The sequence below is a fragment of the Roseibium sp. MMSF_3412 genome (assembly GCF_030733265.1).
GTDB lineage: Bacteria > Pseudomonadota > Alphaproteobacteria > Rhizobiales > Stappiaceae > Roseibium.
The window spans coordinates 128455-150220 of the sequence record NZ_JASHJI010000006.1; the positions used below are offsets into that span (position 1 = coordinate 128455).

A 21766-nucleotide genomic window follows, 5' to 3' on the forward strand; every position below is an offset into this window, starting at 1 on the left:
TTTCGGAGGCTCTCATGAAAAAACTGACCCTGACCCTGCTTCTGGCAGGCACAAGCGCGTTTGCATCCGGCGCAACCGCCAAAGATGCAAGTTATGTTGGAAGCGTGGACGTGGTCCGCGGCGATCAGGCGGCGGAAATGGCGAGCGGCACGGTATTTGTCGACACCAACCGCAACTCCAGGCTCGATGAAGGCGAGACCGGTCTCGCCGGCGTGCTGGTGTCGAACGGCAAGGAAGTCGTGATCACCGGTCCGGACGGCACTTATGAGCTTCCCTCCTACGACGATATGAACCTCTTCATCACCAAACCGGCCGGGTACGCGACACCGGTCAGCGAAGACATGGTTCCCCAGTTCAACTACGTGCATAAGGTCGCCGGCTCGCCGGACCTGCGCTTCGGAGGGATCGATCCGACCGGACCACTGCCCCAGGCCGTGAACTTTCCGCTGATCGAGGACAATGTCGGTGATGATTTCCAATGCCTGGTCTTCGGCGACACCCAGCCCTACAGCAACGCCGAAATCTCCTACGTGCGCAAGACGGTCGGCAACATGCTGACCAACCGCGACAACTCCAGGACGGAATGCCTTCTGTTCGAAGGCGATGTCATGGGGGACGACCTGTCGCTTTATCCCCGGTTCAAGAAGATCGTCGCAACGGGCGGCGTGCCGCAATACTACGTCGCCGGCAACCATGACCTCGATTTCGACGCGAAGAGCGATGCTGACAGTTTTGATACCTTCCGCCGTGAATTCGGCCCGGAATACTATTCCTTCGACATCGGTCAGGTGCATTTCGTCGTTCTCGATGACGTGCGCTATCCGTGCAACGGTGTCGATGCCCATGCGTTCTGCGACCTTTCGGCCAAGCCGTCCTATAACGGCGTCATATCCGAGCGCCAGCTGGAATGGCTGAAGAACGATCTGGCCAATGTGCCGGCAGACAAGCTGATCGTCCTGAATGCGCATATCCCGTTCGTGACCTACACGGACGCAAGCGCCCAGAAGCACCAGGTCGACAACCTGGACAAGCTTTACGACCTCATCGGCGACCGTCCGGCGCTTGGCCTTTCAGGCCACACCCACACGACCGAACAGATCCTGCCGGGCGAATTTTTCGCGGGCTGGGAGGAAGCGACGAAGACCGGTCCGGCGAAGTTCCACCAGATCGTGACCGGCGCGGTTTCCGGCAGCTGGTGGGCAGGCGATCTGAACAATTCCGGCGTCCCGCATGGCACGCAACGCCTCGGTTCGCCGCGCGGATACTACGTTCTGGATTTCTCCGGCCCGGACTATGTCGACACCTACATGACATTTGAAGGGACAAAAGACGACCAGATGCATGTCTCCTTCAACACACCGCGTTTTCGCAGCTGGGCGGAAAAGCTGGTCGGCTACACCGAGCTCTATGACGTGCCGAGCGACGTTGTGCCGCCGGTTACCGTCAATGATCTCGGCGACATGGACATGCTGACGAAAGACGATCTCGCCGATACGACCTATGTCGCCATCAATGTCTGGAACGGCTCCAAGGACTCCAAGGTTTCGTTCACGATCAGTGGCGGTCCGGCGACCGAGGCCAAGCGCACTCAAAAGGGCCAAGGCGAAGAGGTTCTCGACGGCCCGGACTATGCCGACCCTTTTGCCCTGGCGAAACAGTCGACCAACGGCCGGATTGCGGTGAAGAGCACCGAAGGCGGCGATGCGACGGCCGGGTTCTACACCTGGCAAGGCACACACTGGACAGGCGTCGCGGGTCCGTTCCAGGGTTGGATGCTTTCAACCAAATCCAGCCATTTGTGGCGCGCGGAACTGCCGAAGGACCTGCCCGCCGGTGTTCATACGCTTGAAGTGACGACGACAGACCGCCACGGCCGGACCTTCACTCTTTCGAAAACGTTCGAGATCGTTGACGAACTGCCGCAGATGACCTGGCAGGAAAAGTTCTGGCAATAGCGTTGCGGCTTTGCCGAATGCACGAATGAAGCGTTATCCCGGGCACCGAACGTGCCCGGGACCACCTGGAAGAAGACCATGATCCTGGCTTGCGTGCGCGTCCAACGTGCCATCGAAATCATCCTGTTCTGCGCGGCCGCTGTGCTACTGGCATGCGTCCCCTCGTACGCCCATTTCGCCCAAGGCACAAAAGTGCGGACGATCCTTGTTGCCGAGGACGGTGGCGGTCTCGTTGCATATGTGCGCGTTCCCGCCCCGCTGGTCTTTTCCGATCTGGTCGGCAGGGCACAGGTCGATCAGGTTCCGTTGACCTCGCCCTTCCTGCGCGCGGAGACCACCGGAACCGGTGTCCGCTACAGGATCGACATGGAAGCCGTCAGCCGGGACCGGGCCGGTTTTGAAGACAGACTTCAGGCGGCGCTCATCTTCGCGCAGGCCGGTCTGGATCTGCCGGCTTCCCTCACCGGCTTCACGGTGCATGCACGCCGGCCCGCGCAGGTTCTGGACGGCGTCGAGGCGGCGCAGGCGGCCCTTGCAGAAGACAGCACGGCTCTCGACCCGGTTTTCGGCGCAGCGGTCATAGACTATGCCGTGCGCATCGACAGCCCGGATCCGGCAAGCGATATCGAGATCAGGTCCGGATACGCCCCCCTGCTTCCGGGACCGGGGGTCGAGATCGAAAACCATCTTGTGGACGCGCGCGTTCAGCCGCCGCTGTCGTCAACCGTGCCCGGGCAACTGGAAGCGCCAGCGGTTCTTGACGGCTCCCGGCTTTCGATCTTCCTGCATTTTGTCTATCAGGGCATGCTTCACATACTGGAAGGCCTTGATCATGTTCTTCTGGTCATTGCCCTTGCCCTCGGCGTTGGTGCGACCCGCAAGCTCATCTTTCTGGTTACCGCCTTCACGCTCGGCCATTCCGTCACGCTGATCGCGAGCTTCCTGGGCGCAACGCCCACCTGGCCCTGGTTCATTCCGGCCGTGGAGGCGGCGATTGCGGCCTCGGTTCTTTATGCCGCGGTCGCCGCGATGGTCAGAAAATCAGGGTCCGTCCTGGTGTTTGCCGGCATCGGTCTGCTCCACGGTCTCGGTTTTTCGTTCGTGCTCGGCGACATCCTGGGACGGGACGCACCGGGTCTCGTAGCCGCGCTGCTCGCCTTCAACATCGGCATCGAGGTCGGGCAGCTGCTGATCCTCGCGGTGACCCTTGCAATCCTGTTCTGCCTCGAACACCTGGCGACACCTGCCCTGCGGCCAGCAAGGCTCGGGACGCTTGCCGCCATCGCGATCCTGTCGTCCTGGTGGGTCGCGGAACGACTGGGTGGCATCGTCTCAGCCGTCTGAGAAATCAGTCGTGATTGCGGCCTCGTTCTGACTGGAGTTTCGATCGGGACCTATCGAACGGGACAAAGCTGTGCGCATCGCCTTGTCGGGCGCCACGTCTGACATGGAATTGCCGCCTGATTGATCTGCCTCAAGGTCGGCGACGCGGCGAGGCGTCACCTTGTGCTTCTAAAAAGGAGGCATGAATGAGCCACGTTCCGCACGAACTGCACGAAGAATTCCCTGAAGCCGCTGACGCCATCCACGCACTGAAGACCAACGATGCCCACTTTTCGCGTCTTGCGGACGAGTATCACACCATCAATCGAGAAGTGCATCGCATTGAAACCAATGTGGAACCTGCTGCCGATGAGGTTTTGGAAGACCTCAAGAAAAAGCGTCTTCACCTGAAGGACCAGATAGCCGCGATGTTGACGGCTGCGGCAAACACCGCGACCTGAGCCCCTCCTTTTCAGGCCGGTGTGAGTGCCCGCGCCGTCCCCGTCCGACGGTGCGGGCCGCCCTTCCCGGGAGCCGCAATCCCTGTTTTTCCAATCCCGGCGGACCTTTCCGCTCCCCGCTCCGCCTGCGTCAGCGCCAAAAACGGAGCGCGCATGTTCTTGCGGCGGATGCGCCAGATGTTTCGCTAATTTCATAACGCTGCGGCAGTTTCTTTTGTAGTCTGCCCAAATGATTTTGGGAAACCCCTTAAAGGTCCGATGTTTGCGTGTCATTGACAGCAACTTCGCTGTCGACACTCAGGCGGACGCAGCATCGACCGATCGTGAGTTCGGGCGAAACAACCGCCTTGATGACGCTTTGCGGCTTGTCCGATCTCCCAGACGGTCTGAAGCCTGCTTTGGGCCACCTTTGCTTTCGCGTCCAGAGTCGCCACTGACCTGGCACATGCACCCTCTGCTGTCCTCGCGGAGATCCGCTGCTTGCACCGTCACCCCGGCGACGCTCTCCAAGAACGCGATGCCTCCCCCCGCTCTCGTTGCGGCAGAAAGGATCTGCCATGAAACATGAATCGGTGCGGGTCACGGTTCACTCATCCTTCGAAACCGAAGACAGGGCACAGGATCGGGCCGCGCGTTTCGCGTTTTTTTTTGTGATCGAGGTCGATGACTTCAGCATCGCCTTGCCGGTTACCATCGAAGAAACGGACCCCGGCCAGTTGGAGACCGTCAGGCAAGCGGCGATCCGGGACTTCCGGTCGCTTCTACACCAGATCGCCGACGCGCCCGTTGCCATCGGCGTGGCAACGATTCCCGAACTGGAGGACAGCGGTGCCGGAGTTTGAGCCGGGCACCCGGTTCGCAAAACAGAAGCCGGGCTGCGACAGGACCGCGTTTCGGTGTGCCCGCTGATCGAGCACAGCGCCCGCCCCTACTCGGGAACGGCCGTATCCGAAATCGACCCGGCAAACTTGGCGAAATCGTCCATCGACATGAGCTGGACGCCCTGCCGCTGCATGGCGACAAGTCCGCCCGGGTAAACCTGCGTGATCGCCTCCGGAACGGCTCCAACGCGGTAGTGGTGATCGGTCGCACCGTATTGTGTCGCCCGCACGCAATTGGGAAAAGTCATGCCGATGAACACGACGCTGTCGATATCCTTCGCCTTCAAAAACGCATTCAGGCTGCTGCGGTCAAAACCGTTGTAATGCGGTTTGTAGATGACGTATTCATTCGGCCCGATCTGCTGTACACCGAGGTTCAGCAGCGTCTTGTAGTCCAGCGTGACGTCACCTGGCGTTGTCGAGGCGACCAGCTCAGAGCCCCACGTCCCGGGCACCGCCATGGTGAACTGGCCCTTTTCCATCTGCCATCTGCGCGCCATATCTGCGTCGCTTCCATCCGCGTAATACATGCGAACGATGTGAACGATCAGCGATCCGGTCTCCCGCCAGAGCTTGGTCTGTTGCGCGATGTTGGGAACGACGGTTTCGATATCCGTTTCCGGAGCGGAGCCTTTCGCGGTTCCCCAATCATTTTGGGTGTCGATGATCAGGAGCGCTGTCTTATCCCGGTGAAGTTCCGTATCAGGCGTCCGGAGATTGTGCTGCAACAATTCGTCGAAGGTTTTCTTCTGCGTTACGGTCCAGGGGATCTTGGTGTAAAAAGTCTTGTCGTAGTAACTGGCGCTGGTGTCGTCGAAATCAGCCACGGCTCTTGAAACCGTCAGGGCGATAAGCGTGAATGACAGAATGGCGACAGGCGCAGCCTTCAGTGCTTTCCACATGGGTTTTCCCTTCACAAGCAACGCAAAACTTTTGCGTGCTTTTTTAGTTTTTCAAACTTTAACTTTAGTCCCGCTGCGTAAAGACTGGTATGCAGAATGCGCAGAAATTTCACTTGAGCGTTGGAAGCGGGGGCATATCCGGTGACTGCTGCCCGGTTTTGAAAGTATGGCTCGCCAGCGTTTCGAGCATGGCGGGCATAAAGTCTTCGATCGCCGAAACCGCCGGCGCTGCCAGATAAGGGCAGACGGATTGTTCGTTACACGCCTGATCCGAAGGTCGACATCCGCTTCCAAACACCCCTCGACTCTTGGTTGCGTTTTTGATTGTATGCAGGTGGGGGACCGGAAAGGTCTGAGATGGAAGTGACGTTCGCGGCTGCGATGGCAGCCTGCGGAGGCTGGTTCAGGCAGAAGGTGCTCACGAGACTGGACCCCGTGCGCGACAGTCCAGCGCCCACGGAAACTGCCGAACCCTTTACCCGCTACTACGGTCCCGAAGAATTTCTGGAGCTCAGGGAACCTTATCGCGATGCGCGGCACCGGCTCAGGGCCAAAATCGCGAAAAGGCGCTGGAAAATGAAGCCGGCAGCCATTGGCTGGCCGCGCCTTGCAGAACTCGACGCAGTCGTGTCAGAAGCGAGGGAAACCCGCACGGAGTTTGCGGTGTTCTGGAACCATGAGCGCGTGAAAGACGACGAACTTCATAACCTCGTGACACAGGAATACGCCAAGCTTGTCAGGCTCGTAATGGACGCCGAAGATGCCCGGTTTGAATGGCTTGACCAAACCGCTCACTGGCTTGACGATATTGGTGCGCTTACGCTCGCTGACATCAATGCTCTTGAGCCGGAAGACTGGTCCGGCGCAGTCCGGCAAGCCCTTCACCGCCAGATAAACGGTTCACCGCAGGTATCTCAGAAAAACACATTGCCTGAAGAAACCGTCCTTGCGCCGGGCGATCGGTCTTTTGATCCTGGATTGCGGTATTCGGCTTGACACCGCCCACAAGGGCTGCGGGGGATCGGACAGAGATAAAATGAGACATTTCGGCCTGGACGAAGCTCTCCGGGAGGGGCCGGCCTTTTCGGCACGAGCAGAAAACCGCTGCATTCCCCCAAAAAAATGGCGCCAGGACTTTATCGAAAGCCCGGCGCCAGTCTGGGGAGGAACGACCCTCATCGTTCGAGTAAAATGTGGGATTTCCGGGTCAAACTTACAAGGAAATAAAGTGTGAGATAAGTGTGAGGAAAGTCTCCTCTTCTTTCACTTTGATATGGTTTTACAAAAGCTTATCCCGGACCTTGACGAAGCGGAATGAGTGCTGTTTCCTCCCAAAGACCTTCAATTCCGGGGCGATTAATGGCCAGATTCCTTCTCTCCTTCTCCTGCTTCCTGCTGCTCGTGCCGGGGCTTGCCCTGGCCGCCGACTATTGTGTTGATGTCAATTCGAAAAAGGGCTGGCAGGGCGTCACCATTCCCAATGGCCAGATCACGCGCGTGAGTTTTTCAGGCAGCTGGAGCGTGATAAACGGGATCTACAAACCGGTCGGTCCGCGCGGCTATTCCGGCAAGGACGCCAAGAGCCTTGGGCCGCTTTACGGCTACAAATTCGACCAGTCTTATGCCTTTGGCGAGATGCTGGTCCGGGATCAGGCGGGCCGGATCGTGCCCTTTGCGGAATTCAGCGCCCTCGCCGTCAACACCCGTGATCCGGCGGGGAATTACGCATTCCGCATCAACGATCTCGACAAGGCCCTATGGGACAATGCAGGGGTCATAAAGGTCTGCATATCCATGCGCTGAGGCGTGTTTCAGGAGAAAAACGGCGACATGAGCCAGAAAACAGCACTCGTCACCGGTGCCGCGCGCGGCATCGGCCTGGCCACTTCCAAACTGATGATCGAGCGCGGCTGGCAGGTTGCCATGCTGGACCGGGACAAAGCGGAACTGGAAAAGGTCTCGGCCGAACTCCAGCACGCCACAGCTTTCTATTGCGATGTGTCGATCCCGAGCGAGATTGACCAGACGGTTCCCGCCATCCTGGAAAGGTTCGGGCGGCTCGATGCGGTGGTCAACAATGCCGGCGTTGCCCATTTCGGGCCGATCGAAGGCACCGATTTCGAAACCTGGCGCACCGTGATGGACACCAATCTGGACGGGGTTTTCCTGGTTTCGCAGGCCACGGCTGAAGCCCTCAAGAAAACACGCGGCGCGATCGTGAACATTGCCTCGATCTCCGGTCTGCGTGCCTCGACACTGCGCGTCGCCTATGGCACCTCCAAGGCCGCCGTGATCCATCTGACCAAGCAGCAGGCTGCTGAATTCGGCGAATTCGGCGTCCGTGTGAATTGCGTCTGCCCGGGCCCTGTGCGCACGAAGCTTGCCATGGCTGTCCACAGCCAGGACATCATCGACGCCTATCACGACGCCATTCCGCTCAACCGGTATGGCAGCGAGCAGGAGATCGCCGAGGTCATTGAGTTCCTCTGCTCCGAGCGCGCGAGCTATGTCACCGGCCAGATCATCGCGTCGGACGGCGGCTTTGAAAGCACCGGGATCGGCCTTCCGTCGCTGCGGAGCTGAGTTCGCTAACCGGCAGAGGTAAGAAACTGCGCCGCGACCTGCCGGTGATGCGGACGGTCACGGTGTTCGAAGAGATAGATCCCCTGCCAGGTTCCCAGCACCATCTCGCCGCCAACGACCGGAATGGACAAGGAGACCGGCAGCAGCGACGCCTTGATATGGGCCGGCATGTCATCCGGCCCTTCATAGGTGTGGATCAGGTACTGCATGCTCGGATGGTTCGAGTTTGGCACGAGGCGTTCGAAAAAGGCTTTCAGGTCGACCTGCACGTCCGGGTCCGCGTTTTCCTGGATCAACAGGGAACAGGACGTGTGCCGGACAAAGAGTGTCAGCAGCCCCTCGCCCGCACCGTCTTCCCGGAGCCATGACGACACTGTGCGCGTGAACTCGTAAAGGCCCGGCCCCCCGGTTCTCAAGGAAAAAACAGTGTGCATTTCAGTCCCGTTTCCCGTGTCCAAAACATCGCCGGATCTCACCTATGCGTAAAGCGCGATGGTTGCAATTACCAGGGTGCACCGCCATGTAGAGGCGTGAGTAGAGCGGGCTTTATGCCCGGTCAAGCGCGGTGACGCTGCGAGATACAGCCAATTTGCCGTCCTTCGGATTTGGCCGTTTCGGCCATCTGCATCGTCGCGAAAGGCTTGAAAATGAACCACATTTACTGCGCTTTCGCTTCTCGCAGCTGGTCAAAACGATCCAAACCAAATTGACTTCATTTATGAGACCGTACCCTAGACCCAAAATTCTGATCGCGACGCTCGGAACGCGCGGTGATGTCCAGCCCTATGTTGCTCTGGCGGAAGAACTGACCCTCCAGGGGGCCGATGTGATTTTGAGCACTGGCGAGGGTTTTGAGGACATGATCGAGCACGCCGGTGCACGCGCGCGCCCGGTATCGGTCAATTATCAGGCGCTCCTGCAACAAGAGGACATCAGGGCTGCGCTTCACTCGCTGAAAGGCATGCTCCGCGCCGCGCGGCAGAACTATGCGCTACAGCAGAGGATCGTGAAGGAACTCTGGCGGATCGGACTGGAGGAAGAACCGGATCTGGTGCTGTTCAACCTGAAAGCGACCGTGATGACGCTCGTGGGACGCAGGCTGGGCGTGCCGGCGCTGCCGACCAGCCTGCAGCCTGTCCTGGCTCCAACAGCGGACTTTCCGCTGGCGCTGTTCGGGCTGCCCGACATGGGCGCTTTTTTCAATCGCCGAAGTTACGGGTTCGGGCGCCTCTTGATGAAGGCGGGACTCGGCTCGCTGTTCAAACCTCTCAAGCAGGAGGCAGCACGTGAGCTTTCCGTCGCCGGTTCCACGATCGACGGGTTTCAGCCGGACGGCAGCAAGGCGCTTTCGCTGCAGGCATTTTCGCGCGCGCTGGTGCCGACACCGGCAGACTGGCCCTCGCAGTTCCGGCAATGCGGATACTGGTTCACGCTGCCACCGGCCGACTACGAACCGCCGGATGACCTCAGGAATTTTCTCGCCGCAGGCGCGCCACCGGTCTATCTCGGCTTCGGATCCATGCCGAGCAAGAACCCGCAAGAGCTGACGAATACCGTGCTGTCCGCGCTGATGCAGACCGGTCAGCGCGCGATCCTTGCCACGGGCTGGGGCGGGCTTACCGGGGATAGATTGCCTGACGGCCTCGCCGAAACCCTTTTCCTCATCGACAAGGCACCGCACAGCTGGCTGTTTCCTAGATGCGCGGGCGTCGTGCACCACGGCGGCGCCGGGACCACGCATGAGGCACTGCGCTGGGGCCGGCCGTCGCTGGTCTGCCCGGTATTTGGTGACCAGCCCTTTTGGGGACAGCGGGTACACGGGATTGGCGCAGGGCCGGAACCGATCCCCCAGAAGAAGCTGAGGGTAGACAATCTGGCCCGCGCCCTGAAAGAGCTTGAGCATCCCGATCATAGAGATGCAGCCGGCAAAGCCGCGCAGGTGATGGCAGGCGAACCCGGTGCAAAAGGTACGGCAGAGCAGATCCTGGCCCTGGCCGCACCCGACTGAACCCGTTGAATGTCAGCGGGGCGGAGGGCGATGATGTTCATGCCCCCCGCATACACAGGCCGGCAAATCAGGCTTCGAGCGCCTTGCTGATTTCCTGATTGGTAACCCAGCCGATGATCGGCTCGGCGGCGCTGCCGTTTGCCGTGATGAACACGTCCTGGCAATCGTCCCTGCTTTCCATGCGCATTTTCGCATCGGCCAGCGTCGCCCCAGCCCGCGCAAAGGCGATGGAATGCGTGATGAAATTGCCGAATTTTTCAGGAGCGCGGGTCTCGCTTTCAAGGTCATGCACCTTGTCCAACGTGTCGGTGTTGGCCGCTTCGTTCTTGAAGTTGACGGTCGCACCGGAAGTGGCCACCACGGCTCGCATCTCGCTCCAGATGCTCCTGTGAATGATGCCGATGCAGGCATTGTTCGCTGCCAGAATCACGACCCTGGAAATCGGCCTGCCGCTCGGCAACGTCTTTTCCATGGCCTCGGCAACCTTCTGCAGCGGCACGTCGCGCAGCTTGTCATTGGGAGCCTTGACAATCCCGACGATGGAACCGAGCGGGATCATCGCTTCCTCGATCGATACGGAGCGGAGCTTTTGCACCGACATCTTGACAAGACTTTCCGTTGCCTTGCTCGCCGCCTCGAAATTCTGCTTGCTGAAATAATAGGCCAGAACGGTACCGATCCATGTGCCGAAAAGGGGCAGCAAGGCGGCAAATACATACTGGCTGTTTTCGACGGCCTCTTCGCCCTCTGCAGCCAGTATCCCGATCGCGACGACGATCAGCGACACACCCAGCAGGGCGACAATCGACAGTCTGACGATGTTTTCGGCGAGCAGATCCCTGAAGTTGCCATTTCCGGCCGGCTGCGCGTCAGCAGTCACGTCGTCCTGCTTCCACACGGCGTGATAAATCTTGTAACACACAAAAATTATCAGCAAAATCAACAATATGCCAACAAGATCAGTGACCGATACAGGCGTTTCGAACAGGTTCTGATCGAAAAATCCCGGGTCGTTCGCGGCGCCTCCAGGCGTACCAGCACCGTTGGATTGCGCAGCAGGAGTTTCCGCAGCGTCATTAGCGGCAGCTGTCGGAGTATCGGTGTTGTCTGTATTAGTAGCCATTCCACCCTCCATAAAAATTTCAAAATCAATCAAAGTAAAATCTGAAAAACTCTATCCGAATATTGCAGAGCATCTACGCAATATACGCAATTACTGATTGAAGTGCTACACTATTTTTTTCTATCTGTAATTGTATCTGCAGGTGTAGAATGTTCGGCAGAACGCGGATCGCGCACCATGCCTCCAAGCTCCCCGCCAAAAGGGGCTGTATTGGTGCGTTTTGCCCTGTCAGGGTTTTGCAATCGTAACCGGTGCGGGAAGACTGTTTTCAGGTCTTTGTCTCCCGGCCTCCCTTTCCTTTTGCGCCCCGGCCTGACACAACTGTGGAAGCCAGTTTCCGAAGAGGGGTCAGCTATCGTGTTTCCTGCCCGCTATATTGTTTTTGCCATTTGCCTTGCCCTGACGCTCGTCACCTTTGTCCTGATGTTCGCGGTAAACGTCCATTTCATATGGCCCTTCGTGATTGCCGCAGCTCTGTCGCTGGTGGGCCTCTATGATCTTCAGCAAAGCAAGCACGCAGTCCTCAGGAACTACCCGGTTTCCGGTCATTTCCGGTACATGTTCGAAGCGATCAGACCGGAAATCAGACAGTATTTCTTTGAAAGCAACCAGGATGGAAAACCGTTTTCGCGCGAGCGCCGCTCGATGGTTTACGACCGCGCCAAGAACATCGAGGACGTGCTGCCGTTCGGCACGGAACTTGACGTCTATAACGATCACTACGGCTGGGTGAATCACTCCGTCACGCCAAAGCACGAGAACCATGAAGAGCTGCGCGTGACCATTGGCGGTCCGGACTGCAAACAGCCCTATTCCGCGTCGCTCTACAACATCTCGGCAATGAGCTTCGGCTCGCTGTCAGGCAATGCCATTCTCGCCTTGAACAAGGGCGCAAAAGCCGGGCATTTCTATCACGACACCGGCGAAGGCAGCGTCTCGCGTTATCACCGGGAAGGCGGCGGAGATCTGGTCTGGGAACTCGGCAGCGGTTATTTCGGATGCCGCTCGGAGGACGGAAAATTCGATCCGGAAAAGTTCGAGAAACAGGCGGCCGATCCGCAAATCAAGATGATCGAAATCAAGATGAGCCAGGGCGCGAAACCCGGACATGGCGGTGTGCTGCCAGGCGCTAAGGTGACGGAGGAAATTGCCGAAGCCCGCGGCATTCCGATTGGCAAGGATTGCGTTTCGCCGGCGTCCCATTCCGCCTTCTCAACGCCGATCGAACTTCTGGAGTTCATCAAGACGCTGCGGGATCTGTCCGGCGGCAAGCCCGTCGGCTTCAAACTCTGTATCGGTCACCGGTGGGAATTCATGGCAATCGTCAAGGCGATGCTGAAAACCGGGATCAAACCGGACTTCATCGTCGTGGATGGTGCCGAAGGCGGCACCGGGGCTGCGCCTATCGAGTTTGCCAACAGGCTCGGCACGCCTTTGCTTCAGGGCCTGCTCTTTGTTCACAACAGTCTCGTCGCCACGGGGATACGCGACGACATCAAGCTGGGTGCGAGCGGCAAGCTCATCAGCGCCTTCGACATCTCCGGCACCATGTGTCTGGGCGCGGACTGGGTGAATTCGGCGCGCGGTTTCATGTTCGCCGTCGGCTGTATCCAGTCGCAGAGCTGCCACACGAACCGCTGCCCGACCGGCGTCGCCACACAGGATCCCAAACGCCAGCAGGCGCTCGTTGTTCCGGACAAGGCCGAGCGCGTTGCGAATTTCCACCGAAACACACTGAAATCCCTGATGGCCTTCACGGCCGCGGCAGGCCTCGATCACCCGAGCGAGTTCAAGCCGGAGCACTTCTTCCTGCGCGGCGGGCCGCGTGAAGTCATGTCGGCGAATGCCGCCTTCACCTGGCTGAAAAAAGGTGCCTTGCTGGATGACGTACACGACATACCGGGCTACTCGGCGTTCTGGGCCATGGCCGAGCCGGACAGCTTCCAGCCGTCGAGATCTCTCGATGCGGCCAGAACGCTGAACCACCACCGGTCACATCACTGAGACCGGATTTGCGAAAAAACGGCTGCGAGCAAGCAGCCTGTTCGAACACACACCAGATCAAAATTTTTGGCCCGGCGGTAAACCGCCGGGCCAATGCTTTCTGCGAGCGACGTCCCTTGTCAGGAGGCCGGCTTGTCTTTGCCCTTTTCCGCCTTGCCGGTATCGGCAATCTGGGCGGCAGGGGGTGTAGCCGCAGGCATCGCCAGTTCCACTCCGTCTCCTGAAGTTTCGCCGGTTTCACCTGCGCCCGCTTCCTTGGCCGGTGCCTCAGACAAGCCGTTGGTGAGGCCCGCCAGACCGGACCCGTCCAGACCGACTTCCTTCATCATGGCATCCAGAAGCGGTGCCTGGGAGCGGTACTTCAGTGCGGACGAGACCATCTGGTCGGCGAGGTTTCCACCACCGCTACCGTTCGGAGCCGCGCTGACGGCGGCCCCACCGGCACCTCCGGTCATGCCATCGACCTGGATGATCTTGATGCCGTCGATCTGCTCCATCGGCTTGACGCTTTCAGCAATGATCTCAGGCAGCTGCTCCAGAAGCTTGACACGCACCTGCATCGCAATCTGATCCGGCGACAACAGATTGGCCGCTTCGTTGATCGCGCGCTGACCGGCGGCTTCCACCTCGTAAAGAGCCTTCTCGGCTTCCGCCCGGAGCTTGTCGGCCTCCGCGGAGCCCTGCGCTTCGATGCGGAGCTTTGCAGCTTCGGCTTCCGCCGAAATCCGGACCGCCTCGGCGTGGTCTGCCGCCGCCTGCTTCTGGGCTTCCGCACCGACAGTGACCGCGACCGCATCCATTTCGGCCGCCTTGCGGGCTTCGATCAGTTCGATCTGCTTGTCACGCTCGGCCACCTCGGTTTCCCGCGCGGTCGCAACCTGTTCTGCAGCACGTGCCGCAATTGCCCTTGCCTCGTCTGCCTCGGCCTCCGCCTCGGACTTTTCACGTGACTTGGCGGCAACGGCAATATCGCGATCCTGCTCGGCAAGTTCGATCAGCTTCTGCTTGTCGACATTGGCTGCCTCGACAGTGCGCTCCTTGGAGATCTCCCGCTCACGGACCTGCTGGTCCATCGCGATCTGTCGCTCGGTGACGGCCTGGTTGGACTCAATGTCCTTTTCCTTGACCTTCTGGCTTGCCAGGATCTTGGCTTCTTCGGCCTCACGCTCGCGCTCTGCCTGCTGCTTGGCAATCAGCGAGGATTGCTCCGCCCGGCGGATCTCGATTTCACGCTGCTGCTCGAGCTTGGCAAATTCTTCCTCCCGGGTGATCTGCAGGCGCTCCTGCTCCGCTTCAAGGTTCTTGCGCTGGATCAGGACCTCGGTCTCCTGTTCGATGTCATTGCGCTTCTTGCGGCGCTCCTCGATCTCCTGGGTGAGCTTGGTCAGACCTTCGGCATCGAAGGCATTTTCCGGGTTGAAGTATTCCCGGTTGGTCTGGTCCAGGCCGGTGAGAGACACCGACTCAAGCTCGAGACCGTTCTTCAGGATGTCTTCAGACACGGCAGCCTGCACCTTCTGGACGAAATTCACGCGCTGCTCATGCAGTTCTTCCATCGCCATTTCGGCGGCAACCGCACGCAGGGCGTCGACAAACTTGCCTTCGACCAGTTCGCGCAGAGCCTCCGGTTTCATGGTCCGCTGGCCCAACGTCTGTGCGGCATTGGCGATGGATTCGATGGTCGGCTGTACGCGGACGTAGAATTCCGCAAGAACATCCACGCGCATACGGTCCCTGGTGATCAGGGCCTGGTCATTCGAACGGCGCACTTCAAGGCGCAAAGTGTTCATGTTGACGGGAATGACGTCGTGCAAGACCGGAAGCACGAGCGTTCCGCCATTCATGATCACGCGCTGGCCGCCGAAACCGGTCCGCACGAAAGAGACTTCCTTCGACGACCTGCGGTAGAGCCTGGAAATGATCAAACCAATGGCCAGCAGGGCAACAAAGCCGATACCGACAAGAATCAAAATGGTTATGAGTTGGTCCATAACTTACAACTCCCTTTGTCTTTGTTGAAAATTGAGTGCCCGGCGCCGGCATCAGCCGTCGGCGCCGGTCAAAGTCGCGTTGGTGTTCCTGATCGCGGTGAAGTGCGATCCCTGCTGACGGACGATGATGATGTCCGCCCCCTGTTCAAGCACCTCGCCCTCGACGTCCGGCTCGACCAGCACGTAGTGCGACTGCCCGGTCGGATCGCTGAGGCGTGCCTGCGCAGGAAGTCCCCGCCTGGCGTGCCCCTGTACGATGACGGCCGGTTTGCCGACGAAGGTCTGCCGGGAGACGGCGTCGCTCTCGTCCTTGGGCATCACTTTCGACAACCCAAGCGCAGTCACCCGCGTGAATGGCAAGGCTCCTGCAAACGCTCCGGCCGATGCCAGGATACCCGGTAGCAGGAAACCGCTCACCGATTGCACCAGACCCTGGAGCACGTAGCCGACGAGGCCAAATCCGGTGAGAAAGAGCACCAGGATGATCAGCGCCGGCACCCTGCCGAAACAGAGCCAGCCGAGTATCTGGCTGAAGAGCCCCTGCCCCGGTCCGGCAACGTCCGTTCCGGCGGCGACCGTGTCCAGATCTCCCGGCAGCGCGCCTCCCTGGATGTCCGCATCGAAGTCCGGCGCGTCGATTTCGGGGAGGTCCGCGTCCGGCAGGTCCACTTCCGGGAGCAGGCTGTCGATCATGCTCGACAAACCCAGTCCCATGAGCGTGCCCACACCTTCAGCAAGCGCGATCGCAATCATCAGGCCAAGAGCGACCGCAAAAGGCGTGTTCGGCCCGGCTAGGATGAACTCGATCATGTTCAACCGTCTTTCGCCGACGCCTTCAATGCTGCAAGGCGTTCTGAAACCCTGTTCTTGCGCGCCAGATCCTCAAGCTCGGCAAGTTTGGTCGCGTCAGCCCTGTCGGCTGTCTGCATCCCCGGCAAACCGGTCGCGCTCTGCATGACACGGTCAAAGGCTTCTTCCGCCTTGCGTGTCTTGCCCTCGACGCTGTCCTTGGGCGCAGATGCGCCCGAGGCAGCACCATCCGATGCGCTTTGCTGCTGGGACCGGCGGAAATTTTCAAGCTCGGCCTGCATTTCCCGCTTGCGCGCCTGAAGCGCGCCTATGTATCCCTCCAGTTCCTTCTCCTCGCGGCTGGCATCAGCGACAGCGGATTCCAGCACCGGGATCTGAACTTCGAGATCGAGCTGACGTGCGATCGCCGCCTCGGCGAGATCATCACGCCCCTCCTTGACCGCGAGGGCGATCTGACCCTGCAGCTCCTCATGACGCGAGGTTGTTTCCCCCAGCCGCGTGTTGGCAAGATGCTTGTTCGCCAGAACACCGGCCAATTCGTCGCGAACCTGGTCGACCGCCCGGTCGACTTCACGGATCGCCTCCGCCATCACGGTTTCGGGGGAAGTGTTTTCAATGGAGTCCACCAACTGGTTCACACCGCCGGAGACCAAGCGCGTTACGCGCGCCACAAGACCTTCTGCCATCCTTATCCTTCCTTTCCGTTCGTTTTCTTCAACAAAATCAAGAACCAATTCATCCAGCGCACCGGGCCTTCCGGCGCACGCAAAGTCCATGGCGCGCCGCATCGGCACTTCCTCCCGCTCCTGCTGCGCCCAAATTCCAAAAAACTTCGTTCAATTCCGAGCGGCGCGCCTTTGTTGCAGCAGGCGTGCAACTTCAAGGATCGGCTCCAGCCGCCTGTCCATCAGGCCCGGATCGTAGGTCCGGCTCGGCGTCGTCAGTCCGAGGTCGAAAATTTCCTCGATCACGGAAAACAATTCTGCGGACAAGGCCGCTTCGAACTTTACCAGATCCTGCTCGCCCTGCTCAGGCCCGGGTGCCGACGCGATGAGCTCTGCCAGCATTTCGGGCAATCGCTCATACAGTTTCATGACAAGGTCGGACCTAATTCCGGTTTCCCTCTGCAATTGCCGCAAGCCCCGTTCGGCAGGCCGGACCATCGAGCGAAGCAGGTCTTCACAAGCCGCCACGTCCTGAACACCTTCTTCACGCTCGCGTGCCGCTTTCAGGATTTCGCGCATCTTGTCGCTCGGGGTTCGCGCCCCCTGAACCTCGTAGCCGGCAAGAAATGCGACGTCGTCATCGCTGAGCCTGACACTGATCGGAATACTCTTCGGCATGGGCGCTACCAATTGTCTTCGTTTGTCTCATTATGTTTACATATGTACACATACGTTTTCGATTGTCAAGAAAAATCGACCATCAGATGTAGATCTGGCGACTGCACGCATCAGGTTCAAGAAGATTTTGAGGGCAAACCGCGTATCGAAATACGGGATATCCAGCCAAAGCACGGCTGCCGGAACGGCGTAGAGCCTCCACCGCGCATCTGAAAATTGTCCTTATCTGATGTCAGGCGAAATCGTGGAAATGGTGGTGTGTCGGCTGCTCAGACATCCTCGGAAAGACGCGACACGAACGCACCTGCCTCGTGCGACCTGACGACAGCATGCCTGACAAGGTCGTCGAAATGGCTGGCGAAAAGCTGAATGTGGCGGGTGTTGGAAAAGGCGAGATAGCGTTGACCCAGATAGAGCGCCGCCCACTTCTGACCAAAGACGGTGAAGGGCGAAGAATAGCGGTCCGTCGCGCCAAACAGATGCAGGCGCAAGGAGGGATAGAGATCCGAGAGGCTCTTTCCCATTACCTCAAGCTGCTCCCTGCGTTCATCGGAGGAAAGACCGGACCAGAGCCCCTCGCCGCGCGCAAACGCTTCGAGGGCTTCCTTGGAAAGCGCGATCTCCATATCGGACTCCGCGCGGCCAAGCAGAGCGCGCTGGTCCCGCGTGCCGGTAATGGCCTGATCCGCGGTGCGCAGGGTTTCGCCGGCATATTCATAGGCCAGCACCGCGTCCGTCTTCAGAACGTCGGGAAGGTTTGCCGGAACGTGACGGATCTTCGCCCCGACGGCGTCGCGGTACCAGGCCAGAAGATGCTCGTCGACCGGATGCCGGTCGGTTTCGGCAATCTGAACCGCCTGATCAAGGATCTCCGCTGCCGCACCCCGGTGTGTCGACAGGCCGAGGAGCCAGTCCGCGGACACGCCCAGTGCCGACGAGATCGATGCCAGTGCCTGGCCGTTCGGCAGACGCGGAGCCTCCTCCGACAGGAGCTGAGACACCGTGGACCGATCCAGGTTTGCACCGCGCGCCAGATCGCTGCGGTTCATGTCGCGGCTGCGGATGGCATCCGAAAGCCGCTCGCGGAAGAGTTCTGCGCGTTCTCGCTTGTCCATGGGTGAGTATTGTCCGCCGGATTTCGGGAAATCAACAGAACGTTGAACAAAGTCCGCATCTTTCGAATGTTCTCTTCACGCTTTCTGCCGGTATTCCCCTTGCACCAGCCCCGTCTTCACGCAACCGGATTGAGGTCTTCACGCCGCCGTCAAAGTAAGCAATCCTGATCGCGGCTCCGTTGGCCACTGCTACCGGGCAAATTGGGGGATTTGAGATGCCGGAAAATGACGAAACAACGCCTTCAACCGAAGGGATGGTCGATTATGACGCCAACTCACTTGCCCAAAAAGAACACGCACTCGGCAACTCGGCTGTCATCGCAGACCTTGCCCGTCGCGTTGCAGATCTCCCGTTCGACCTGAATTTTACCGATTACGGATGCGGTCCGGGACAAAGCGCCATCGAGACCGTGCGGCCGGCACTTGACACCTGGAGCACACTGAAACCGCAAAAATCTGTTTCCGTCTGTCACGCAGACCAGCCCGGCAATGACTGGAATACGCTCATGGGTCTTGCCACCGGGAAGAACGGTTATCTGAACCGCGCGCACCCGCCCCTCGTTTCAGCGGCTGTCGGTTCCTTTTATGAGCGCTTGGTTCCGGATAGCTCGGTGTCTCTGGGCACCTGCTTCTTCGCGAGCCACTGGCTCAGATCGACCGCACACCTCAACGCCCCTAACACGCTCTGGTTTGCTGATCTGACCGGCGACGCGCGGCACGTGATGTGGCAAAAGGCAAAGGACGACTGGACCCGGTTTTTGCACCTGCGCGCCGAAGAACTTCATCCGGGCGGGTTTCTGTTCGTTTCGACAATCGGTGCCGTTCCGGAGGCCGGTGAAATCAACGACACGGCGGCTTCCGGACGCGGTATCTATCGCGCGATGCAGGCCGTGACGGTTTCTATGGCCGAAGAAGGCCTGCTCGACCGCAGCGTTGCCGACAAATTCGTTTTCGGACTTTGGTTCCTCACGGCGTCTGAAGCCCGAGAACCCTTTGAAGACGGATCGGGCCTTGCCGATCTCTACGATGTCGACACGATTGATGTCGTTGGTGTAGAGGGCGGCGGCGACGTTTTTTCGTCGCACGTCGATAGTCCTGCGGAATACGCCAAAGAATACGCTGGGTATACCAAAGCCTTTGCGGCAAGTTCCCTGCGGACCGGGTTATTCGAACCGACGCTTGGGGAAGGCAAAGACACGACGTGGCTCGAAGACGAATTCTTCAGGCGGTTCGAGGAACTTTACCGTGAGAAAACGACGGCCTACGCCCTTGAGCAGTGGCATCTGAAAGTTATCCTTCGCCGCAAACCGGGCTAAGCGGGCGGCAAAGGGGGTGGGGCCAAACTACGCTGACAAGGTCGCCTATTCGGCGGCATGTGCCAGGAAGCCGCCGGACTGGCGCTCCCAAAGCGCAGCATAGAGGCCACCGCGCGACAGCAAATCACGGTGGCTGCCCTCCTCGATGATCCTGCCGCCATCCATGACCAGGAGCCTGTCCATTGCCGCAATGGTCGACAAGCGGTGCGCGACGGCAAGCGTGGTTCTGCCTTCCATCATCGTTGCAAGATTTTGCTGAATGGCGAGTTCTGCCTCGCTGTCGAGCGCGGATGTGGCTTCGTCAAGGATCAGGACCGGTGCATCCTTCAGAAGGACCCTGGCGATCGTGATCCGTTGTCGTTGACCGCCCGACAGTTTCACGCCCCTGTCGCCGACATGCGCGTCGAGGCCAGTCCGATCCTTGCTGTCCTTTTGCTCTGCAATGAAAGCCTCGGCCTCGGAGGCCCTTGCCGCAGTCATCACCTCGGCATCGCTGGCTGTCGGTTTTCCGTAGCGAATGTTGTCGCGGATCGACCGGTTGAGCAGAGAGATGTCCTGGGTGACGACCCCGATCTGCCTGCGCAGCGATTCCTGCGTGACATCCCTGATGTCCTGATCATCGATGGTGATGCTGCCGCTCGAAACATCCCGGAGCCGCATCAACAGCGAGATGACCGTCGACTTTCCCGCGCCCGACAGGCCGACGAGGCCGACCCGCTCTCCAGGCGCGATGGTGAGGTTGAAATTCTCAAGAACCGGTTTGCGGTCCTTTTGGTAGGCAAACGAGACAGCGTCGAAGCGGATCTGCCCCTTTGTCACGGTCAGTTCACCGGCACCCTCCTCGTCCTTGATCTCTGGCCGGCTGGTCATGATCGGCATCGCGTCCTTGATGGTGCCCAGCGTGCTGGTGATGGACTGACCAACGCTTATGAAGTTGGAGGATGCCGCCGACAGCGACCTGGTCACCGTCAGTCCCGCGACGAAGTCGCCAAGCGTGACCCAGCCGCCAACCAATCCCCAGAAGCCGATGACAACAACGGCCAGCATCAGGAGCACGTTGAGGAAATAGACGCTGCTGTCGGTCAGGATGTAAGAGCGGTTTTCGCTGTGCCTGGTATCGATCGTTTCGCCGATCACTTTGCGGATCGCGCCTGCCTCTGAATCCTCCGCCGCGAACAGCTTCACCATGGCGATGTTGGAATAGACATCGGTCATGGCCCCCGTGGCACGGGAGTTGGCCGCGGCGACCTTGGCGGAGCGCTGCATGTAGGTCGGGATTGCCAGCCAGGCGACGAGACAGTTGGCCGCGATCCAGAAGAAAACCGGAATGGCCAGGGGCCAGGCCAGCGCCAGGAGCAACAGGAACGAACCGCCAAACTGGATGATGAGAAAAGGGATCGTCTCGATCGCCAGCATCATCTGTCGATGGACCGACATCGTCACCTGGGCAATGCGCGAGGCAACCTGCCCCGCGAAGGTATCTTCGAAAAAGGCAAGATCCTGCATCTCGACGGCCTTGTGCGCCTGCCAGCGCATTGCAGCGGGCAACAGGATACGGACCGTCTGAAACGCGAATGTCTGACGCAACAGAAAGACCAGCGGGCTGACGATAACGAACAGAAAGAAGAAAGCGGCAAGGATCGAGATATGACCGAGAAGGAATGCCCGTGCTCCCTCTGCCGTCACGCCGTCGACAACAAATGCGATCGCCCAGATCCCGAGAAGCCCGAGCAGCGACGATATCATTGCCAGAAGGGAAACGATGACGAGTTGCCGGCGGAACATCCTGGCAAAATGCCAGACCAGTTTCAACGGCCCCTGGTCGGGCATCGGACTGACCGGCAGGTCAAGCGGCTTCAAGTGGGTTTCGAACGGACGGAAGTAACGGTCGATCAAGCCAGCAAAAATCGGTCTGGCAAAAGCCACGTCTCCACCTCCTGAATTGTCAACC

The 21766-nt window shown here is 59.4% G+C and carries 19 protein-coding genes; 10 read left to right on the forward strand and 9 right to left on the reverse strand.

Annotation, left to right across the window (positions count from 1 at the left end; genetic code table 11):
• The first annotated feature begins 14 nt into the window (after nucleotides 1-14).
• The 4 genes from RBB49_RS12955 to RBB49_RS12970 all read left to right on the forward strand — a co-directional run bounded on the left by RBB49_RS12955 (nucleotide 15) and on the right by RBB49_RS12970 (nucleotide 4581).
• Nucleotides 15-1955, forward strand: coding sequence for a calcineurin-like phosphoesterase family protein (locus RBB49_RS12955; protein WP_306143226.1), 1941 nt, complete (start codon nucleotides 15-17; stop codon nucleotides 1953-1955).
• A 78-nt stretch (nucleotides 1956-2033) separates the two neighbouring features.
• Entirely contained in the window at nucleotides 2034-3299 is a 1266-nt protein-coding gene (locus tag RBB49_RS12960; protein WP_306143227.1) for a HupE/UreJ family protein, read from the forward strand.
• 185 nt (nucleotides 3300-3484) lie between these two features.
• A complete protein-coding gene (locus tag RBB49_RS12965; RefSeq protein ID WP_306143228.1) occupies nucleotides 3485-3739 on the forward strand; it encodes a YdcH family protein in 255 nt (84 codons plus the stop codon).
• A gap of 557 nt (nucleotides 3740-4296) precedes the next feature.
• A complete protein-coding gene (locus RBB49_RS12970; RefSeq protein WP_306143229.1) occupies nucleotides 4297-4581 on the forward strand; it encodes a hypothetical protein in 285 nt (94 codons plus the stop codon).
• 86 nt (nucleotides 4582-4667) lie between these two features.
• Here RBB49_RS12970 and RBB49_RS12975 read toward each other — a convergent pair whose 3' ends face one another.
• The gene (locus tag RBB49_RS12975) at nucleotides 4668-5522 is read right to left on the reverse strand and encodes a cysteine hydrolase family protein (protein WP_306143230.1); all 855 of its coding nucleotides are present in this window, start codon (nucleotides 5520-5522) and stop codon (nucleotides 4668-4670) included.
• A gap of 357 nt (nucleotides 5523-5879) precedes the next feature.
• Between RBB49_RS12975 and RBB49_RS12980 the strand changes: the two genes are divergently transcribed.
• From RBB49_RS12980 to RBB49_RS12990, 3 genes are all read left to right on the forward strand, one after another.
• Nucleotides 5880-6518, forward strand: coding sequence for a hypothetical protein (locus RBB49_RS12980; RefSeq protein ID WP_306143231.1), 639 nt, complete (start codon nucleotides 5880-5882; stop codon nucleotides 6516-6518).
• Nucleotides 6519-6881: 363 nt separating this feature from the next.
• A complete protein-coding gene (locus RBB49_RS12985; RefSeq protein WP_306143232.1) occupies nucleotides 6882-7325 on the forward strand; it encodes a hypothetical protein in 444 nt (147 codons plus the stop codon).
• A 27-nt stretch (nucleotides 7326-7352) separates the two neighbouring features.
• On the forward strand, nucleotides 7353-8105 hold the full coding sequence (locus RBB49_RS12990; RefSeq protein WP_306143233.1) for an SDR family NAD(P)-dependent oxidoreductase: 753 nt from the start codon (nucleotides 7353-7355) through the stop codon (nucleotides 8103-8105).
• Nucleotides 8106-8110: 5 nt separating this feature from the next.
• On the opposite strand, the gene RBB49_RS12995 is transcribed toward RBB49_RS12990, so the two are convergent.
• A complete protein-coding gene (locus RBB49_RS12995) occupies nucleotides 8111-8539 on the reverse strand; it encodes a secondary thiamine-phosphate synthase enzyme YjbQ (RefSeq protein ID WP_306143234.1) in 429 nt (142 codons plus the stop codon).
• Between the two features lie 284 nt (nucleotides 8540-8823).
• On the opposite strand from RBB49_RS12995, the gene RBB49_RS13000 reads away from it, so the two are divergent.
• Nucleotides 8824-10113: a glycosyltransferase gene (locus RBB49_RS13000; protein ID WP_306143235.1), complete on the forward strand. Its 1290-nt coding sequence runs from the start codon at nucleotides 8824-8826 to the stop codon at nucleotides 10111-10113.
• Nucleotides 10114-10180: 67 nt separating this feature from the next.
• Here the strand turns inward: RBB49_RS13000 and RBB49_RS13005 are convergent, their stop codons facing one another.
• Nucleotides 10181-11236: a hypothetical protein gene (locus tag RBB49_RS13005; RefSeq protein WP_306143236.1), complete on the reverse strand. Its 1056-nt coding sequence runs from the start codon at nucleotides 11234-11236 to the stop codon at nucleotides 10181-10183.
• Nucleotides 11237-11593: 357 nt separating this feature from the next.
• Between RBB49_RS13005 and RBB49_RS13010 the strand changes: the two genes are divergently transcribed.
• Nucleotides 11594-13240 (forward strand): FMN-binding glutamate synthase family protein, encoded by a 1647-nt coding sequence (locus RBB49_RS13010; RefSeq protein ID WP_306143237.1) that lies wholly within the window; start codon nucleotides 11594-11596, stop codon nucleotides 13238-13240.
• 119 nt (nucleotides 13241-13359) lie between these two features.
• Here RBB49_RS13010 and RBB49_RS13015 read toward each other — a convergent pair whose 3' ends face one another.
• The 5 genes from RBB49_RS13015 to RBB49_RS13035 all read right to left on the reverse strand — a co-directional run bounded on the left by RBB49_RS13015 (nucleotide 13360) and on the right by RBB49_RS13035 (nucleotide 18499).
• Nucleotides 13360-15231, reverse strand: coding sequence for a flotillin family protein (locus tag RBB49_RS13015; protein ID WP_306143238.1), 1872 nt, complete (start codon nucleotides 15229-15231; stop codon nucleotides 13360-13362).
• 51 nt (nucleotides 15232-15282) lie between these two features.
• Nucleotides 15283-16041 (reverse strand): YqiJ family protein, encoded by a 759-nt coding sequence (locus RBB49_RS13020; protein ID WP_306143239.1) that lies wholly within the window; start codon nucleotides 16039-16041, stop codon nucleotides 15283-15285.
• 2 nt (nucleotides 16042-16043) lie between these two features.
• Complete coding sequence (locus RBB49_RS13025; protein ID WP_306143240.1) at nucleotides 16044-16727, reverse strand: PspA/IM30 family protein; 684 nt, start codon at nucleotides 16725-16727, stop codon at nucleotides 16044-16046.
• A 150-nt stretch (nucleotides 16728-16877) separates the two neighbouring features.
• Entirely contained in the window at nucleotides 16878-17384 is a 507-nt protein-coding gene (locus RBB49_RS13030; RefSeq protein WP_306143241.1) for a hypothetical protein, read from the reverse strand.
• 269 nt (nucleotides 17385-17653) lie between these two features.
• Complete coding sequence (locus RBB49_RS13035) at nucleotides 17654-18499, reverse strand: helix-turn-helix domain-containing protein (protein ID WP_306143242.1); 846 nt, start codon at nucleotides 18497-18499, stop codon at nucleotides 17654-17656.
• Between the two features lie 215 nt (nucleotides 18500-18714).
• On the opposite strand from RBB49_RS13035, the gene RBB49_RS13040 reads away from it, so the two are divergent.
• On the forward strand, nucleotides 18715-19815 hold the full coding sequence (locus RBB49_RS13040) for a hypothetical protein (protein WP_306143243.1): 1101 nt from the start codon (nucleotides 18715-18717) through the stop codon (nucleotides 19813-19815).
• Between the two features lie 45 nt (nucleotides 19816-19860).
• Here RBB49_RS13040 and RBB49_RS13045 read toward each other — a convergent pair whose 3' ends face one another.
• The gene (locus RBB49_RS13045; protein WP_306143244.1) at nucleotides 19861-21741 is read right to left on the reverse strand and encodes an ABC transporter ATP-binding protein; all 1881 of its coding nucleotides are present in this window, start codon (nucleotides 21739-21741) and stop codon (nucleotides 19861-19863) included.
• Nucleotides 21742-21766: the final 25 nt, after the last annotated feature.

Excerpts from the sequence above, each read along its gene's own strand:
- RBB49_RS13020 (WP_306143239.1), bottom strand. The coding sequence starts at position 16,041 with ATGATCGAGTTCATCCTAGCCGGGCCGAACACGCCTTTTGCGGTCGCT.
- RBB49_RS12995 (WP_306143234.1), bottom strand. The coding sequence starts at position 8,539 with ATGCACACTGTTTTTTCCTTGAGAACCGGGGGGCCGGGCCTTTACGAG.
- RBB49_RS12990 (WP_306143233.1), top strand. The coding sequence starts at position 7,353 with ATGAGCCAGAAAACAGCACTCGTCACCGGTGCCGCGCGCGGCATCGGC.
- RBB49_RS13000 (WP_306143235.1), top strand. The coding sequence starts at position 8,824 with ATGAGACCGTACCCTAGACCCAAAATTCTGATCGCGACGCTCGGAACG.
- RBB49_RS12970 (WP_306143229.1), top strand. The coding sequence starts at position 4,297 with ATGAAACATGAATCGGTGCGGGTCACGGTTCACTCATCCTTCGAAACC.
- RBB49_RS12960 (WP_306143227.1), top strand. The coding sequence starts at position 2,034 with ATGATCCTGGCTTGCGTGCGCGTCCAACGTGCCATCGAAATCATCCTG.
- RBB49_RS12980 (WP_306143231.1), top strand. The coding sequence starts at position 5,880 with ATGGAAGTGACGTTCGCGGCTGCGATGGCAGCCTGCGGAGGCTGGTTC.
- RBB49_RS13035 (WP_306143242.1), bottom strand. The coding sequence starts at position 18,499 with ATGGACAAGCGAGAACGCGCAGAACTCTTCCGCGAGCGGCTTTCGGAT.
- RBB49_RS13040 (WP_306143243.1), top strand. The coding sequence starts at position 18,715 with ATGCCGGAAAATGACGAAACAACGCCTTCAACCGAAGGGATGGTCGAT.
- RBB49_RS12975 (WP_306143230.1), bottom strand. The coding sequence starts at position 5,522 with ATGTGGAAAGCACTGAAGGCTGCGCCTGTCGCCATTCTGTCATTCACG.
- RBB49_RS12955 (WP_306143226.1), top strand. The coding sequence starts at position 15 with ATGAAAAAACTGACCCTGACCCTGCTTCTGGCAGGCACAAGCGCGTTT.
- RBB49_RS13030 (WP_306143241.1), bottom strand. The coding sequence starts at position 17,384 with ATGCCGAAGAGTATTCCGATCAGTGTCAGGCTCAGCGATGACGACGTC.
- RBB49_RS13015 (WP_306143238.1), bottom strand. The coding sequence starts at position 15,231 with ATGGACCAACTCATAACCATTTTGATTCTTGTCGGTATCGGCTTTGTT.
- RBB49_RS12965 (WP_306143228.1), top strand. The coding sequence starts at position 3,485 with ATGAGCCACGTTCCGCACGAACTGCACGAAGAATTCCCTGAAGCCGCT.
- RBB49_RS13005 (WP_306143236.1), bottom strand. The coding sequence starts at position 11,236 with ATGGCTACTAATACAGACAACACCGATACTCCGACAGCTGCCGCTAAT.
- RBB49_RS13025 (WP_306143240.1), bottom strand. The coding sequence starts at position 16,727 with ATGGCAGAAGGTCTTGTGGCGCGCGTAACGCGCTTGGTCTCCGGCGGT.
- RBB49_RS12985 (WP_306143232.1), top strand. The coding sequence starts at position 6,882 with ATGGCCAGATTCCTTCTCTCCTTCTCCTGCTTCCTGCTGCTCGTGCCG.